Source organism: Mesorhizobium sp. B283B1A (assembly GCF_020165735.1).
GTDB classification, from domain to species: Bacteria; Pseudomonadota; Alphaproteobacteria; order Rhizobiales; family Rhizobiaceae; genus Mesorhizobium; species Mesorhizobium opportunistum.
In genome coordinates this window covers 37,797-52,464 of record NZ_JAIUIQ010000016.1, presented here as the reverse complement: position 1 = coordinate 52,464, position 14,668 = coordinate 37,797, and the positions used below count along the sequence as shown (strand labels likewise).

Genomic DNA, 14,668 nt, shown 5'->3' with positions numbered 1-14,668 from the left:
GTGCCTCACGCGGCAAAGCGCTGGGCTTCCCCGCCATAGTAGTTGACGTAGCGGGCACCGATCTCCTTGACCGGCATCACTACGAAGACGTCGACCGTCGAGAACTCGCGGTCGATGACGCAGCCGTCGCCGATGCGAGCACCGACGCGGAGGTAGCCCTTGACCAAAGGCGGCATCGCCGCGATCGCTGCCTTGGCATTGACCGCCTCGATCGGCATCAGGTCCATGGAACAATAGCGCCCGGTCACCGCGCGCACGTCCCAGGCCGAGTTCGTACGGCAATGATGGGAGAGATAGGTGAGCGCCTCGGCATGCGCCGCCGGCACGGTGCCCTGGAAGGAAGCGCAGCCGGTCATCACGCCGATTTCGTAGTGATTGATGTAGGCCCAGATGCCTTGCCAGAGCGCCTCGATGGTGCGCTTCGAGCGGTATTCGGGCAAAACGCAGGAACGGCCGAGCTCGAGAAAACGTTGGCCAGGGTGACGGGCGATGAGCTTGGTCAGTTCGAATTCGCCTTCGGAATAGAAGCCTCCGGCGGCAGCCGCGATTTCTTGCCGCAGCAGGCGATAGGTGCCGACGATGCGGCGATGCTCGGGGCCGGAAATTGAATTGTCGAAGACAAGCAGATGATCGCAGAGCGGATCGAACCGGTCGGCGTCACGGCGATCCTGCGCCTGGAACAGATCTTTCCTGGCGCCAAGCTCGTCGTAAAACACCCGGTAACGCACTTCCTGCGCGGCCGCGATCTCGGCCTCGTTGCGAGCCAGCCGCACTTCGAGATTGCCGATTCGACCGAGTGCTGCGCCCTTTATGACGGAATCGACATTACGTCCGGCAAGCAAGGCGCTGCTGGCGTTCGGCCGAGTGTCACATTCCGGCATAACTGTATGCACGAGTGATTCTCCTTCGAGCCATCCCTCTTGGCACGGGGATACGGTGTAGGTGCAACAGGATTGTGACAGTACCGTGATACGACGTCGCGGGCAATACTTCGTCGGCTGGCGAAAACGGTCAACCGGCTACGTTAGGTGAGGAAACTCGAGGCGCGGCGCGCCCGCGCGGGTTCGGGCAACGCGCTCCAGGCCTTGTTTTCATGCATGTCGTTTTTCCGAGACCAAGGCCCACTTTTGGGCAAATGGATCAGCCACGTGCCGGAAAAAGCCGGCTCAAGCGGCGACCTGGCCCTCGACGGCGTTGACCAGGGCGTCGGGATCGAGCGGCTTGGTGACGAAACCGCTGGCGCCGTGGGCAAGCACGGCATGGCGGGTCTTTTCCTGGCTATCGGCCGACAGCACCATGATCGGCACGGGCGGCGCGGATGTCTCCTCCTCATGGCGGCGGATCGCGGCAATGGCGTCCAGCCCATCCATGACCGGCATATGCAGATCCATCAGTACCACGTCGAAGCGGTGCTTGTGCCCGGCGCTGGTGACGGCCTCGACCGCTGCCTTGCCATTGCCGACCACCTGGACGCGATGCCCAGCCTTCAACAGCGTGGCACGGGCCAGCATGGCATTGATGTCGTTGTCCTCGGCGATCAGCACCGACAGGCCCTGCTGGCGGTCACTCGAGGCACGCAGCGCGGGTGTGCGACGCTTTTCCGGCTGCGGGTGGGCAAGTGCCGGCGCATGGCTGCTCAAGAGGACACGCAAAAGTGTTCCCCCGCGCACCGGCCGGGCAAGGAAGGTCGTGTAGCCGCTGGCGCGGAATTCGCCCAGCATGCCGCGGTCGGTCGGTGCGATCAGCGTGATGGCCTCGCAATCGGAGAAGCCGCTTTGGCGCAACCGCTTGAGCAGCCTTCCGTCGCTCTCTTCCATGGCCGCGTCGACCAGAAGCACGTCGCAGCCGTGAGCGAAGGGCGCGGCCTGCGCGACAGTGGTGGCGATGCTGGCCGTGCCGCCACTGGCGCGGATGGTGCGGGCGATGGCATCGGCCTCGACGGCGTTCCTGGACAGGATCACAGCGCGCCTGCCGGCAAGCGCGTCGAGCCGGCCCTGCGGCGCCTCGGTGGCCGCTGTGGCGGGAATTTCGAAGACGAATTCCGATCCCTGACCAAGCCGGCTGGAGACCGAGATCGTGCCGCCCATGGCAGCCACCAGACGCTTGGAGATGGCAAGTCCCAGGCCGGCCCCGCCATGCGTGCGCGTCGAGGTGCCGTCGGCCTGCTCGAACTCCTCGAAGATGCGCTCCATATCCTCGTCGCGCAGGCCGGGGCCGGTATCGGCGATGGTGAAGCAGATGCGATCTGTGGTCTCGGTGCGGGCGCGCGCGACGCTGACCAGCACGCCGCCGCCGTCGGTGAACTTGATGGCGTTGCCGATGAGGTTGAGCAGCACCTGCCTGACCCTGCCCGGATCGGCGGTGATCATCTGCGGCACATCCGGTTCGACGTGGCAGCCCAGGCCGATATCCTTGGCGAAGGCGCGCGCAGCGAGGAGTTCGATGATGTTGTCGGCAATCTCACGCACCGACATCGGCTGTGGCTCGGGATCGAAGCGCCCGGCCTCGATCTTGGAATAATCGAGCAGGTCCTCGATCAGGGCGAGCAAGGCGCTGGCCGATGTCGAGATTGCGCCGACATAAGTCTGCTGCTCCGGCGACAGGCTGGTGTCGGCGAGCAGCCTGGCCATGCCCATGATGCCGTTCATCGGCGTGCGGATTTCATGGCTGACGGTGGCGAGGAAGCGCGATTTGGCCTGGCTTGCGTATTCGGCCCGCTCGCGCGCGGTGATCAGCGAGGATTCAGCGCGCTTGCGGGCGGTGATGTCGCGGGCGATCGCGCGATGCGAAGCCGCTCCGCTGTCCTTGTCGCGCACCGACAGTTCGATCCACGAGAACCAGCGCGGGCCGCTCGGCGTGCGGATGGCGACATCGGTGGAACTCAGGCATTCATGGTCGGAAAAGGCGGCATCGGGAACGATGCCGACCTCGATGCCGAGTTCGGCCAGCGTCTTGCCGGCAAGGTCGCGCTGATCGGTTTCGACGAGGTCGGCGAACACCTTGTTGGCATAGACGATGTAGCCATCGCGGTCGCGATGGATGACGAGGTCGCCAAGTGCGTCGATGAGACCGCGAAAGCGCTCTTCGCTTTCCTGCATTTCCCACATGCGGTCGGCCAGCGTCTCGATCTCGGCGCGGCTGCGGGCGCTGGTCTCGTCGAGCATCACCGCGGTGCGGTGAACGCTGCGCCTGGCTTGCAGGTGCATGGCAAGGCCGGCGAGGCCGGTTGCCAGCAGAGCGAGGCTGATGAAGATCGGAGCCCCAGTCAGATGCGCGAGGCCCGCCAGCACGACGATGGCAAAGAAGGTCACGAGCGGCAGGCCTTCCCCCCCGGCCAATTGCTGCTCGGGCACCAGCGGTGGCGCGGCGATGAACCGCCCCCCCCCCCCCCCCCCGGCGCCGGCGCGGCAAGCGCGTCGACGTCGTCGCCAATATCCGCCTGTTGGCTGCCGGATTCCGCGATCATGCGAAACCCTTGCCAGACAGAGATTATGGAAAATTGCGGCGGATCGTTCGAATTTTAGCGGTTAGGCGTTTTTGTCGCGACAGCGGCGGATTTGCCACCGGATTTGGCCGATTCGGGCCGCCCGCAGGCCTGTCAGGCAGGTCACATGTCGACGACGACGCGCCCGCGGATCTTGCCGTCGACGATGTCGCGCGCGGCATCGATGATGCCGTCGAAGCCGATGGTCGTGGACAGGCTGGCGAGTTTCTGCAGATCGAGATCGGCGCCGATGCGCCGCCAGGCCTCGAGACGCACCGCCTTCGGCGCCATCACCGAATCGATGCCGAGCAGGGAAACGCCGCGCAGGATGAAGGGGGCCACGCTCGACGGCAGATCCATGCCGCCGGCCAGGCCGCAGGCGGCGACCGCGCCTCCATAGGAGGTCATCGACAGCACATTGGCCAGCGTGTGGCTGCCGACCGCATCGATGCCGCCGGCCCAGCGTTCCTTGGCCAGCGGCTTGGCGGGCTGGTTGAGCTCGTCGCGCGAGATCACCTCGGCCGCGCCAAGGTTGATCAAATAGGGGCTTTCGGCATTGCGGCCGGTCGAGGCAATGACATGGTAGCCGAGGCTGGACAGGATGGAGACCGCGACGGAACCCACGCCACCGGCGGCACCCGTGACCACCACCGGGCCACGATCGGGCAGGATGCCGTGCCGCTCCAGCGCGATGACGCAGAGCATGGCGGTGTAGCCGGCGGTGCCGACCGCCATCGCATCATGCGGGCTCATGCCTTCCGGCAGCGGCACCAGCCAGTCGCCGTTGACGCGGGCGCGTCCCGCATAGGCGCCGAAATGCGTTTCGCCGACGCCCCAGCCGTTCAAGATCACCTTGTCTCCCTTGCGCCAGCCGGAATGGGAAGACGAGACGACGGTGCCGGAGAGATCGATGCCCGGCACCAGCGGCCAGCGGCGGATCACCGGCGCCTTGCCCGTAATGGCCAGTCCGTCCTTGTAATTCACCGTCGTTGCTTCCACCGCGACGGTGACGTCGCCGTCCATCAGGTCGGCGTCGGTGAGATTTGTCACGGCTACCGACTGCTTCTTGTCGGCGTCGCGCGAAACGAGGATGGCTTTGAAGGTTTCGGGCATCTTCTTCTCCGCGAGCTTGCTTGGCGGTGTGGACTGTGCGGCGATGGCCGCGCGCGGTCAATCCTTGGAAGGCTTGGCGTTCGAAGGCTTGGCGTCAGAAGGCTTGGCGTCAGAAGGCTTGGGCTCGCGTCGCCAGCCGATGAGCTCATCGAAGACGACCAATGCCGCGCCCACGGAAATGAAGGCGTCGGCGAGGTTGAAGACGGCGAAGGACCAGACCGGGGTGTGAAACAGGATGTAATCGATGACGTGGCCGTAGACGGCGCGATCGATCAGATTGCCCAGCGCTCCGCCGATGATCAGGGCAAAGCCGGTGCGGGCGATGACATGGCCCGATGGCGTGTGCGTGGCGAGATAGAGCACGAAAGCGACGACCAACACGGCGATGACCACGAGGCCGGTATCGCCGAGGGAGGAGAACATCGAGAAGGCGATACCGGTGTTGTAGGTGCGAAACAGCGCCAGGAACGGCAAGAGATCGAGCTTTTCCTGAAACGGCAGGCCGGTCTCGACCAGGTGTTTTACCCACTGGTCGAGCGCTATAGCGATGACGGCGAGCAGTGCATAGGGGGACCATGATCTCATGGGCAGGCAACCTTCACTGCTGGTCGGTGACAGGTTCGAGCTTCAGCGCGCCGCGCCGGATCTCGAACAGCATGATGCCGGTGGCGACGGCGAGATTGAGCGAATCGGCGCGGCCAGCCTGGGGAATCCTGAGCAGCCTGTCGCAACTCGCCGCCAGGCTTTCGGGCAGGCCCTGCTGCTCGTTGCCCATCATCAGGAGCACCGGCCCGCGGGAAAAGTCGACCGAGCGGTAGTCGACGGCGCCTTTGAGATGGGTGCCGGCGACGAGGCCTGAAAAGCCGCCGCGCCAGGAGAGGAAAGCCTCGGTCGTCGCCTTGGCGACGGGTACGGCGAAGATCGAACCCATGGTGGCGCGCACCGTCTCCACGGAAAACGGATCGGTGGTGTCGCCGACCAGGATGACACCCTTGGCGCCGACGGCGTCGACGGTGCGGATGACGGTACCGAGATTGCCGGGATCGCGCACCCGGTCGAGCGCCACCCAGACGTCGCCATTGTCGGCGTGGACATCTTTCAGGGCCAGGAATTTCTGCGAGAAGACGCCGACCACCATTTGCGGATTGTCGCGGCGGGTGATGGCGACAAGCACCTTTTCCGACACTTCGAGCACCGTGCCGCCGGCGGCAACCGTGCGCGCAGCGACCTTTTCCACCGCGGGGTTGCCGCGTCCGGCCTTGGCGAACACAAGCGTCCGGATCTGCCAGCCCAAGTCGAGTGCATCGATGACTAGCTTCAGTCCTTCGGCCATGAAGGCGTTCTGCTGGTCGCGGAACTTCTTCAAGGCGAGCGCCTTGATGTCCTTGACCAGCGGATTGGCGAGGCTGGTGACTTCCTTAACCTGCCCGGGTGCGCCGGCATGCCGTTCGTTCATTCAGGACTCCGGGGCATTCAGGCTACCCAGCGCGAAAACAGTGAGGTCGAAAGTGCCCGGCCGGCGGACTTTTCGCGGATGATCAACTCGCCCGACTCGACCTTGCCGCCCATGCCGGCAAACGTATCGCGCATCAAGGCATGGATGGCGAAGAAGGAAGCTCGGATCGAATAGGCGGTCAGCACAACGGCAAGCGGCTTTGGGGTCAGGATCGAGCGGCAGAGATCGGTGAGCGCCGGTAAATCCTCGAACAATTGCCAGACCTCGCCCCTGGGGCCGCGACCATAGGCTGGCGGATCGAAGAGCACGATGTCGTAGCGGCTGCCGCGGCGTTCCTCGCGCTCGGCGAACTTCACCGCGTCGTCGACGATCCAGCGGATCGGCTTGCCGCCAAGCCCGGCCATCTCCTGGTTTTCGCGCGCCCAGCCGATGGCTTTCTTCGAGGCGTCGACATGGGTGACCTCGGCGCCGGCGCGGGCCGCCACCAGTGAGGCAAGACCCGTGTAGCCGAACAGGTTCAGCACCTTGACCGGACGCTTGGACGCCGCGATCAGCCCGGCCATATGGTCCCAGTGCGAGGCCTGTTCGGGAAAGACGCCGACATGGCGAAACGAGGTGAAACGGCCGAGATAGTCGATACCATCATGCTTCATCGGCCAGATTTCGCCGAGCGGCGTCTTCGGAAAACGCCAGCGGCCAATGCCTTCCTCGTCGGTGTCGCCGGTGAAGACGGCGTCGGCACGCTCCCAGTCCTTCGCGGGCAAGGCCTTTTGCCAGATGGCCTGGCCCTCCGGCCGCACGATCCGGTAGGGGCCGTACTGCTCGAGTTTTTGGCCTGTACCGCTGTCGAGCAGCGCATAATCGGCATTCGGCGCCACTTCGAGGATCACGGGAAGCTGCTCGGCGGGCAGGGCGCCGTCGCGGCGGGCCAGGATGCGCGGCGCGGATTTCGGCTCGGGCTGGTTGTCCGGTTTCACGATGTGTTGGTCGCGCGGCCTGGCGTCTGCCTTGACCGCCGGCCGGTTCTCCGGCGGGCGCGGCTGTGCGCCCCCACTTTTCGTCGGCTGGTGCGGGCGGCCGTCGCGGCGTTTGTCGCGAAAAGACTTCAAGAAGCAGCATCTCCGGCGGTTCGGCCCGCTTCTGCCACAGCTTCACCCCTGTGCGCAACAAACGGCGATCGCCGACGGCTCCAACCGGTCAGCCGTGCCTGATCGAAAGCAGGCCGACAACCAGCGATACGAAGCCGGCGGCCTTGATGCCGGTGACGACCATATGACCCGTTTCCCAACGCAGCCGGATGGCGTCGAAGTCGTCAGGGATTGGTCCGGGCACCCATGTGGCCAGAACATCATTCGCCGGTTTGACCAGAATGGACCACATCGCCAGGGAGACGGCATAAAGCACGGCGGCGGCCAGCACGAACCAGAAGGCCGGACGATCGGCACGCAGCAGCCATGCCAGAAGCCCCGGACAGGCAATCGCAGCCACGTCCAGGGGAGCGCCGATGACCGCGAACAGCAGGAATTGGCCGTTGAAAACGGTGGTTTCGCGCCAGAGGGATGGCGACCATTTGGTCAGTCGAGGGACCGATTCCAGGACATGGGCGAAGGACGGTCCAAGGCTGAGCGCCGCGATGGTGGCGGTCAGGGCACACCAGAACAACAGGAAGCCGCGGATCTCCGTCATTGCCGGATAACGGAGGGATGCCGAAGGTGTTCCAGGTCAAATCGCTTGCCGTCGAAAGCGCGGTAGCCCTATCGTCCGGCAGCACCGGATTGCAGCATCATGTCCCGCTCCGAACGTCTCCTCGACCTCATCCAGTGCCTGCGCCGGCATCGCCGGCCGGTGAGCGGACATGTGCTGGCCGCCGAACTCGGGATTTTCGATCCGCACGCTCTACCGCGACATCGCCACGCTGCAGGGGCAGGGGGCGCCGATCGAGGGCGAGGCAGGTGTCGGTTATGTGCTCAAGCCCGGTTTCATGCTGCCGCCGCTGATGTTCAGCGACGAGGAGATCGAGGCCATCGTGCTCGGCTCGCGCTGGGTCGCAAAGCAACCGGACCGGCGTCTCTCGGCCGCGGCCGGCAATGCGCTGGCCAAGATCGCCGCGGTGCTGCCGGACGATCTGCGCCAGGGCCTCGATGCCTCGACGCTGCTTGTCGGGCCACCCGCAGCAATCATCGAGGGCATCGATCTCGGCATCGTGCGGCAGGCCATCCGCAACGAACGCAAGCTCGGCTTCCTCTATCGCGACGCCGGTGGCGCCGCTTCCGAGCGCGTGGTCTGGCCGTTTGCGCTCGGCTTCTTCGACAAGGTGCGGGTGGTGGTGGCGTGGTGCGAGATGCGGCAGGATTTCCGCCATTTTCGCGCCGACCGTATTGCCGAGCTGAAGGCAATCGACATGCGCTACCCGCGCCGCCGGCAGGCGCTGCTGAAGGAATGGCGGGCCACGCTCGACCAACCGCGTGGTCCATGAACGCTGCTGCCAGAATCTGACAGTATGTCATCCTATACAGGGCACATAAAACGCTCAGCCCTGGAGAACAGATATGGCGACCCCCAATTTCGTTATCCTCTATGTCGACCAGCCGCTGCGGAGCGGCGCCTTCTACAGTACGCTGCTAGGGCGCGAGCCGGTGGAGAGCGCGCCCACCTTCGTGCTGTTCGTGCTCGACAACGGCTTCAAGCTCGGCCTCTGGTCGCGGCATACGGTGGAGCCGGCGGCGGACGCGGCCGGTGGCGGCGCCGAGATCGTCTTTGCGCTCGATACGCCTGAGGCGGTCGACGCCGCCCATGCCGATTGGTCCGGACGCGGCCTGAATATCCTGCAGGCGCCGACGGACATGGATTTTGGCCGCACATTCGTCGCGCTCGATCCCGACAATCATCGCCTACGTGTCTACTGGCTGTCCGACGGGGAACAAAAATGAGCGCGCATTGGATTGCGGTGGCTTCGGCGCAACATGTCCGGCGCGGTCGCCAGGGCGGCTTCATGCAGGTCAACCACGGCAAGGCGGCACCCCTGCGCCGCGTCAGGCCCGGCGACGGCATCGTCTATTATTCGCCGACCACCGTTCTGGGCGAGAAAGACGGCCTGCAATCATTCACGGCGATCGGCACGGTGCGGGAAGGCGAACCCTATCAAGGCGAGATGGGCGGCGGCTTCACGCCGTTCCGCCGCGATGTCGACTGGGCAAGGGCCGAGGAAACGCCGATCAAGCCGTTGCTCGACAGGCTGGACTTCACCGTCGGCAAATCGAATTGGGGGTATCAGCTGCGCTTTGGCCTGTTCCCGATCAGCGCGGCCGACTTCGCGCTGATCGCCGGGGCGATGGGCGCCAAACTGGCGGTGCCAGCGTCAAGCTAGCCCTTCAGCGCCTCGTAGACGGCAATGCCGGCGGCAAGATCCTCGAGCGCGGCGCCGACCGATTTGAACAGCGTGATTTCGCCGGCGCTTTCGCGGCCTTTCCCCTGGCCGCGCGCCAGTTCGTGCAAATCGGCGACGATGGCTTCCGGCTTCAGCACGCCCGAGGCCAGTGGCTGGACGATGTCGCCGGCCTCCTTGGTGGCGCCGGCGCGGGTGTCGACATAGACGCGAGCGCGCACGATGGCGTCGTCGTCGCTCTCGCGCATGGTCGGCGTGAAGCCGCCGACCAGGTCGACATGGGTTCCTGGCCGCAGCAATGCGCCTTTGATGAGCGGCGTGGTGGTGATTGTCGCCGAGGAGATAATGTCGGCCTGCCCGAGTTCGGCATCGAGATCAGTCGCGGCGCTGGCCGCGAAGCCCTCGGCGCGCAGACCGGCCGCGACTTTCTCGGCGTTGGCCGGCGTGCGGTTCCAGATGCGGATGGTTTTTATCGGCCGTACCGCCGAATGGGCCTTGGCGAGGAAGGGCGACAGCGCTCCGGCGCCGACCACGAGCAGCCGCGCGGCATCGTCGCGGGCGAGGTAGGACGCCGCCAACGCCGAAGCACAGGCCGTGCGCCACTGGGTCAGCCGCTGGCCGTCGATCAAGGCTTCCGGTTCGCCGGTGGCGCCTTCGAGCAAGAGATAGAGCCCCATCACAGCGGGCTTGCCGACGGCATTGTTGTCGGGCGAGACGGTGACGATCTTGACGCCGATGTGACCGCCGGCCGAGGTGCCGGCGGCGTTGAAATCGGTCCATGCCGGCATCAGCAGCAAGGTCGAGGCCGCGCCGTCCGGCCGCTCGACCGCGTGATGATGCCTGACCGGCTGCACCGCGCCCTCGCGAAACGCCGTGCGCAATGTCTCGACCAATCCAGGAAAGGTCAGCGCACGGTCGACCTCGGCGGCCGAAATGGTCAGCATGAAAGGCTCCGTTGAACGAAAGACGGCGAGCAGCGGTTCAAGCCGTCGGCTTGGGCAGCACAGGCCCCTGTGGTGCCGCCGGCGCGCGGCTGACCGCCTGGCGCAGGTTTTCGGCCTCGACGCCGCGCTGGCGCGCCAGCTTGCGGTAGCGGCCCTGCTTGACCCAGGTCGCGAGGCTGCCGACGATCATGCCGATGGCGAGAGCCGCAAACAGGAAAATGAACAGAGGCAAGCTCAGCGTCAGCTTTGGATTGCCTGGGTTGAACGGGTCCAGCGTGAAGGCGACGAGTTCGCGGTTGGCGACGGCGAGCGCGATCAGGATGATCGCGAGAGGCACGAAGACCACGATGAACATGAAACGATTGAGCATTGTGTTTTCCGTCGGAAGCTGGCGCTGACGCGGCGCCTACTTGCCGCCGTTCAGCCTTTCCCGCAGTTCCTTGCCGGTCTTGAAGAACGGCACCCACTTCTCCTCGACCTCGACGGATTCGCCGGTGCGCGGATTGCGGCCGGTGCGGGCAGGGCGGTTTTTCACCGAAAACGCACCGAAGCCCCGCAGCTCGACCCGGTTGCCTTCGGCAAGCGCGTCGGTGATCTCATCGAAGATCGCGCCGACGATGTTTTCGACGTCGCGCAGGAAAAGATGCGGATTGCGCGTGGCAATAATCTGCACAAGTTCGGACTTGATCATCAGACGGGTCCCCGTGAAAGTACTGCGGTCAAAATTATGAGGATGATTTTATTTGCTTTTTCGGCTGTCCCAAACGGCGCTCAAGGGTGCCAGACGGAAACGAGACCGTCAAGAAACAAGCGGTCGGCGCCAAGTTCATGGATGATGTCGCCGCCGGAATCGGGCAGGCCGAGCGCGCTGCCGACCGTTTTCACCATGGCTTTTGACCACAGGAAGCCGCCGCGCCGTTCTGTCTCCTTCCACTCGACCACCTTGAGTTTGGCATCGACCCCCTTGGTCGCCAGCCAGTCGATCGCCACGGTCTCGCCGCCGACAGCGTCGATCAGTCCGTTGGCGACGCCCTGGCGGCCGGTGAAGATCGAACCGTCGGCCAGCGCCAGCGCTTGCTCATGGGTCATCTTGCGGCGCTCGGCAACGATGCCGACGAACCAGTCGTAGCTATCGAGGATAAGCTTGCGGACCATGGCGCGCTCATCGTCATTGGTCGGCTTGAAGGGCGAGGGCGAGGCCTTCAGCGGCGAGGATTTCACCTCTTCCAGCTTGACGCCGAGCTTGTCCATCATGCCGCTGACGTCAGGATACTGGATCAGCACGCCGATCGAGCCGACGATCGAGGTCTTGCGGGCGACGATGTGATCGGCGGCACTGGCGATCATGTAGCCCGCCGAAGCGGCGAGCGTGCCGACCTCGGCCACGACAGGCTTGTCGGCGGCCAGCTTGCGCACCTCCTCGTAGATCGATTCACCGCCGACGGTGGTGCCGCCGGGCGAATCGATCGCGAGGATCACGCCCTTCACCTTCGACGACTGGCGGATGGTTTCCAGCCGCTTGATCAGTTCGTCGTCCTCGGTGATGGTGCCCTCGATCCTGACCTTGGCGATATGGTCGACCGTCGCGCCGCCGAAATCGTCGCCATAAAGCCAGGACGACAGCGCAATCACCCCGAGGGCCACGATGCCGATGGCCGCGACACGCCAGAATGTCAGCTTGCGCCGCAAACGGCGGCGGTCGATCAGGTCGTCGGCTCTTAGTGCCATGGTCAGCCTCACAGTCGGCGGGAAGAGACGCTTTTAGACCATGATGTCTCTATCGGGAAGCAGTTCCGTCCTCTTACGGCGCGGCAATCCGCGCACGGCGTTTCCCATGCGGTCGGTTTTGTGGACGGCCCGGGCAACGCACGCAAGATGAGCCGAGGGGCGCCAGTCATGAAAAAACGACGCAAGGGCGTCTATTTCTGCTATGAAGCAGCGGCTGTTGTGCTGACCTCGTTTTCGTTTGTACAACGACAGCTGTCACATTTTTGCGGTTTTCGTGGGCTTGTGCTTGCTTGAGAGCGCTGGCGTACCACCTATAGGCGGTGCTCCGTGGGGGCAGGGTTTTAGAAGAAAGCAGTCATGTTAGCGCGACCGATTGAGCCGACCAGTCCCGAGGCGGAGTTGGCGCCCCCGGCGGATGACCAGACGCGGGGCGATGCGTTCGACCGTGCCCAGCGTCATTCGCGCCGCGTGCGGGTGCTCAAATTCGCCCTGCCCTTGGCCGCGGCGCTGATCGCCGTCGCCTTCCCGGTCTATTCCTATCTCGCCGCACCCGTTTCCGTCGCCGTACAGGCGGAAGGTACCGCCTTTTCGAATGGCAAGCTGGTGATGGCCAATCCCAAGCTCAACGGGTTCACCAAGCTGAAGCAACCTTATTCGATGACGGCCCTGCGGGCGATACAGGACGTCAGCACGCAAGGCATCATCGAGCTTGAGGGCATAGACGCCAAGGTGCCGATCGCGTCCGACAATGTCGCGGCGGTCAAAGCCTCGCACGGCACCTACGATCGCGATGGCAATACGATGAAACTGAACAGCGATGTCACGATCACCACGACAGACGGCTTGCAAGCCAAGTTCAAATCGGTCTTCCTCGACATGGGCAAAGGCACTATGAAGACGGACGATCCCGTCGATGTCAGCCGTGGCGGGTCGCAGATCACGGCGGATTCGATGTCGGTCCAGGACAATGGCAAGATCCTGGTGTTCGAGAACAAAGTGCGCGTCAACATCGATCCCGCCGCTCTGAAGGCGGCTGAGGCAAAGGGCGAAGAAGCGAATGTGGCTCAATAGTTCGACACGGCTGGTGGCCGCAACGTCAGCGCTGCTCCTGCTGGGCTTGGCACCGTCGTTGGCGCAGTCGACCACCCAATCAGGCCTGAAACTGTCCGGCGACAAGCCGATCCAGATCGAAAGCGACAAGCTGGAAGTCCGCCAGGCCGACAGTGTCGCCATCTTCACGGGCAATGTCAGCGTCGTCCAGGGGCCGACGCTGATGAAGGCCGGCAAGATGACGGTCTATTACGTCAAGGATGCCAACGCCGCCGCCAAGGGCACGGAAGCCGCGGGCGCGGCGATGACCGGCTCGGCCAACATCGATCACCTGGAGATTTCCGACAAGGTTTACATCAAGTCGGATGCGCAGGTCGCGACCGCCGATCAAGGCAGCTTCGACATGAAGAGCCAGGTTCTGGTGCTTTCGGGTCAGAAGGTGGTGCTCTCGCAAAACGACAACGTCCTGGTCGGCTGCAAACTGGTCGTGCAGATGAAAACCGGGCTTGCCCAGGTCGATCCATGCGCCGGGAAGCGCGTCGTGATGTCGATCACGCCGCCGCCGAAATCGGGAGCGACGAACCCCTGATGGCCAGCCTGTCGTCGCTGACGGCACGTCTTCCGGGACGAGCCGCAGCTAAGCTTTCGGCTCCGGCCACGATCAATGTCGACAAGGCGAAGTTCAAGGGGACCTTGATCGCCAAGGGTCTGACCAAGAGCTACAAGGGCCGCAAGGTCGTCAGTGGCGTCACGCTTGGCGTGCGTGCCGGCGAGGCTGTGGGGCTGCTCGGCCCCAACGGCGCCGGCAAGACCACCTGCTTCTACATGGTCACCGGCTTGGTGCCGGTCGATGAAGGCACGATCGAGATCGACGGCTTCGACGTCACCTCGATGCCGATGTACCGCCGCGCCCGCCTCGGCATCGGTTATCTGCCCCAGGAAGCGTCGATTTTCCGTGGCCTCAACGTCGAGCAGAATATCCGCGCCGTGCTGGAAGTGGTCGAGAAGGACCGCAAGGTGCGCGAGCGCAACCTGGACGAACTGCTCGAGGAATTCCACATCAGCCACCTGCGCAAGGCGCCATCCATGTCGCTGTCGGGCGGCGAGCGGCGGCGCCTGGAAATCGCGCGCGCTCTGGCGACGCGCCCGGCCTACATGCTGCTCGACGAGCCCTTTGCCGGTATCGATCCGATCGCCGTCGCCGACATCCAGCAGCTGGTGCGCCACCTGACGGCGCGCGGCATCGGCGTGCTGATCACCGACCACAATGTGCGTGAGACGCTCGGCCTGATCGACCGCGCCTACATCATCCACGCCGGCCAGGTGCTGACCCATGGCCGGGCCGACGAAGTGGTGGCAAACCCCGACGTGCGGCGGCTTTATCTCGGTGAGGGTTTTACGCTGTAGGCCGTTCACCGTTTCACGGAAACGCCAAACCGCTCAGCCTTTTGTCGTGACGCAATTCCCTAGGGAAAGCGCCGCGGGAAGGCCCTCAAACTTTTCCTGGA

At 64.5% G+C, this 14,668-nt stretch carries 16 protein-coding genes and 1 pseudogene; 6 read left to right on the top strand and 11 right to left on the bottom strand.

The genetic code is table 11. From position 1 onward, the window contains the following. Nucleotides 1-5: 5 nt before the first annotated feature. The 7 genes from LB577_RS15860 to LB577_RS15830 form a co-directional block, all read right to left on the bottom strand. Entirely contained in the window at nucleotides 6-881 is an 876-nt protein-coding gene (locus tag LB577_RS15860; RefSeq protein WP_023764038.1) for a GNAT family N-acetyltransferase, read from the bottom strand. Between the two features lie 285 nt (nucleotides 882-1,166). After that, nucleotides 1,167-3,338, bottom strand: coding sequence for a response regulator (locus LB577_RS15855; RefSeq protein WP_411969280.1), 2,172 nt, complete (start codon nucleotides 3,336-3,338; stop codon nucleotides 1,167-1,169). Nucleotides 3,339-3,607: 269 nt separating this feature from the next. Beyond that, nucleotides 3,608-4,597 (bottom strand): MDR family oxidoreductase, encoded by a 990-nt coding sequence (locus LB577_RS15850; RefSeq protein WP_224687410.1) that lies wholly within the window; start codon nucleotides 4,595-4,597, stop codon nucleotides 3,608-3,610. 57 nt (nucleotides 4,598-4,654) lie between these two features. After that, nucleotides 4,655-5,182 carry a signal peptidase II gene (lspA, locus tag LB577_RS15845; protein ID WP_224687409.1) on the bottom strand — a complete coding sequence of 176 codons (528 nt, stop codon included), beginning with the start codon at nucleotides 5,180-5,182 and terminating at the stop codon, nucleotides 4,655-4,657. A 13-nt stretch (nucleotides 5,183-5,195) separates the two neighbouring features. Then, nucleotides 5,196-6,053 (bottom strand): TrmH family RNA methyltransferase, encoded by an 858-nt coding sequence (locus LB577_RS15840; protein ID WP_224687408.1) that lies wholly within the window; start codon nucleotides 6,051-6,053, stop codon nucleotides 5,196-5,198. Between the two features lie 17 nt (nucleotides 6,054-6,070). After that, nucleotides 6,071-7,162 carry a class I SAM-dependent rRNA methyltransferase gene (locus tag LB577_RS15835; RefSeq protein ID WP_224687407.1) on the bottom strand — a complete coding sequence of 364 codons (1,092 nt, stop codon included), beginning with the start codon at nucleotides 7,160-7,162 and terminating at the stop codon, nucleotides 6,071-6,073. Between the two features lie 88 nt (nucleotides 7,163-7,250). Further along, nucleotides 7,251-7,739: a DUF1772 domain-containing protein gene (locus tag LB577_RS15830; protein WP_224687406.1), complete on the bottom strand. Its 489-nt coding sequence runs from the start codon at nucleotides 7,737-7,739 to the stop codon at nucleotides 7,251-7,253. Between the two features lie 99 nt (nucleotides 7,740-7,838). Here LB577_RS15830 and LB577_RS15825 point away from each other — a divergent pair. The 3 genes and pseudogenes from LB577_RS15825 to LB577_RS15815 all read left to right on the top strand — a co-directional run bounded on the left by LB577_RS15825 (nucleotide 7,839) and on the right by LB577_RS15815 (nucleotide 9,420). Beyond that, nucleotides 7,839-8,529 (top strand): annotated as a pseudogene (locus LB577_RS15825) (helix-turn-helix transcriptional regulator). A gap of 73 nt (nucleotides 8,530-8,602) precedes the next feature. Further along, complete coding sequence (locus tag LB577_RS15820) at nucleotides 8,603-8,983, top strand: VOC family protein (RefSeq protein WP_224687405.1); 381 nt, start codon at nucleotides 8,603-8,605, stop codon at nucleotides 8,981-8,983. Next, nucleotides 8,980-9,420: an EVE domain-containing protein gene (locus tag LB577_RS15815; RefSeq protein ID WP_224687404.1), complete on the top strand. Its 441-nt coding sequence runs from the start codon at nucleotides 8,980-8,982 to the stop codon at nucleotides 9,418-9,420. The genes LB577_RS15820 and LB577_RS15815 overlap by 4 nt, the downstream gene beginning before the upstream one ends. Here the strand turns inward: LB577_RS15815 and LB577_RS15810 are convergent. From LB577_RS15810 to sppA, 4 genes are all read right to left on the bottom strand, one after another. After that, nucleotides 9,417-10,382: an ornithine cyclodeaminase family protein gene (locus tag LB577_RS15810; RefSeq protein ID WP_224687403.1), complete on the bottom strand. Its 966-nt coding sequence runs from the start codon at nucleotides 10,380-10,382 to the stop codon at nucleotides 9,417-9,419. The two genes, LB577_RS15815 and LB577_RS15810, sit on opposite strands and share 4 nt — an antisense overlap. Nucleotides 10,383-10,419: 37 nt before the next feature. Continuing rightward, nucleotides 10,420-10,752 carry a DUF1049 domain-containing protein gene (locus tag LB577_RS15805; RefSeq protein ID WP_224687402.1) on the bottom strand — a complete coding sequence of 111 codons (333 nt, stop codon included), beginning with the start codon at nucleotides 10,750-10,752 and terminating at the stop codon, nucleotides 10,420-10,422. Nucleotides 10,753-10,788: 36 nt separating this feature from the next. Further along, the gene (locus LB577_RS15800) at nucleotides 10,789-11,073 is read right to left on the bottom strand and encodes an integration host factor subunit beta (RefSeq protein WP_006200394.1); all 285 of its coding nucleotides are present in this window, start codon (nucleotides 11,071-11,073) and stop codon (nucleotides 10,789-10,791) included. Nucleotides 11,074-11,153: 80 nt separating this feature from the next. Further along, nucleotides 11,154-12,110 carry a signal peptide peptidase SppA gene (gene sppA, locus LB577_RS15795; RefSeq protein ID WP_224687401.1) on the bottom strand — a complete coding sequence of 319 codons (957 nt, stop codon included), beginning with the start codon at nucleotides 12,108-12,110 and terminating at the stop codon, nucleotides 11,154-11,156. 357 nt (nucleotides 12,111-12,467) lie between these two features. Here sppA and lptC point away from each other — a divergent pair, with 357 nt between their 5' ends. Genes lptC through lptB form a run of 3 tightly spaced genes read left to right on the top strand, consistent with a single transcriptional unit; the run spans nucleotide 12,468 to nucleotide 14,567 of the window. After that, nucleotides 12,468-13,181 (top strand): LPS export ABC transporter periplasmic protein LptC, encoded by a 714-nt coding sequence (lptC, locus tag LB577_RS15790; protein WP_023764051.1) that lies wholly within the window; start codon nucleotides 12,468-12,470, stop codon nucleotides 13,179-13,181. Next, nucleotides 13,168-13,749 (top strand): LptA/OstA family protein, encoded by a 582-nt coding sequence (locus tag LB577_RS15785; protein ID WP_023764052.1) that lies wholly within the window; start codon nucleotides 13,168-13,170, stop codon nucleotides 13,747-13,749. Before lptC ends, LB577_RS15785 begins: the two co-directional genes overlap by 14 nt. Continuing rightward, entirely contained in the window at nucleotides 13,749-14,567 is an 819-nt protein-coding gene (gene lptB, locus LB577_RS15780) for an LPS export ABC transporter ATP-binding protein (RefSeq protein WP_023764053.1), read from the top strand. Before LB577_RS15785 ends, lptB begins: the two co-directional genes overlap by 1 nt. The last annotated feature ends 101 nt before the right edge of the window (nucleotides 14,568-14,668 follow it).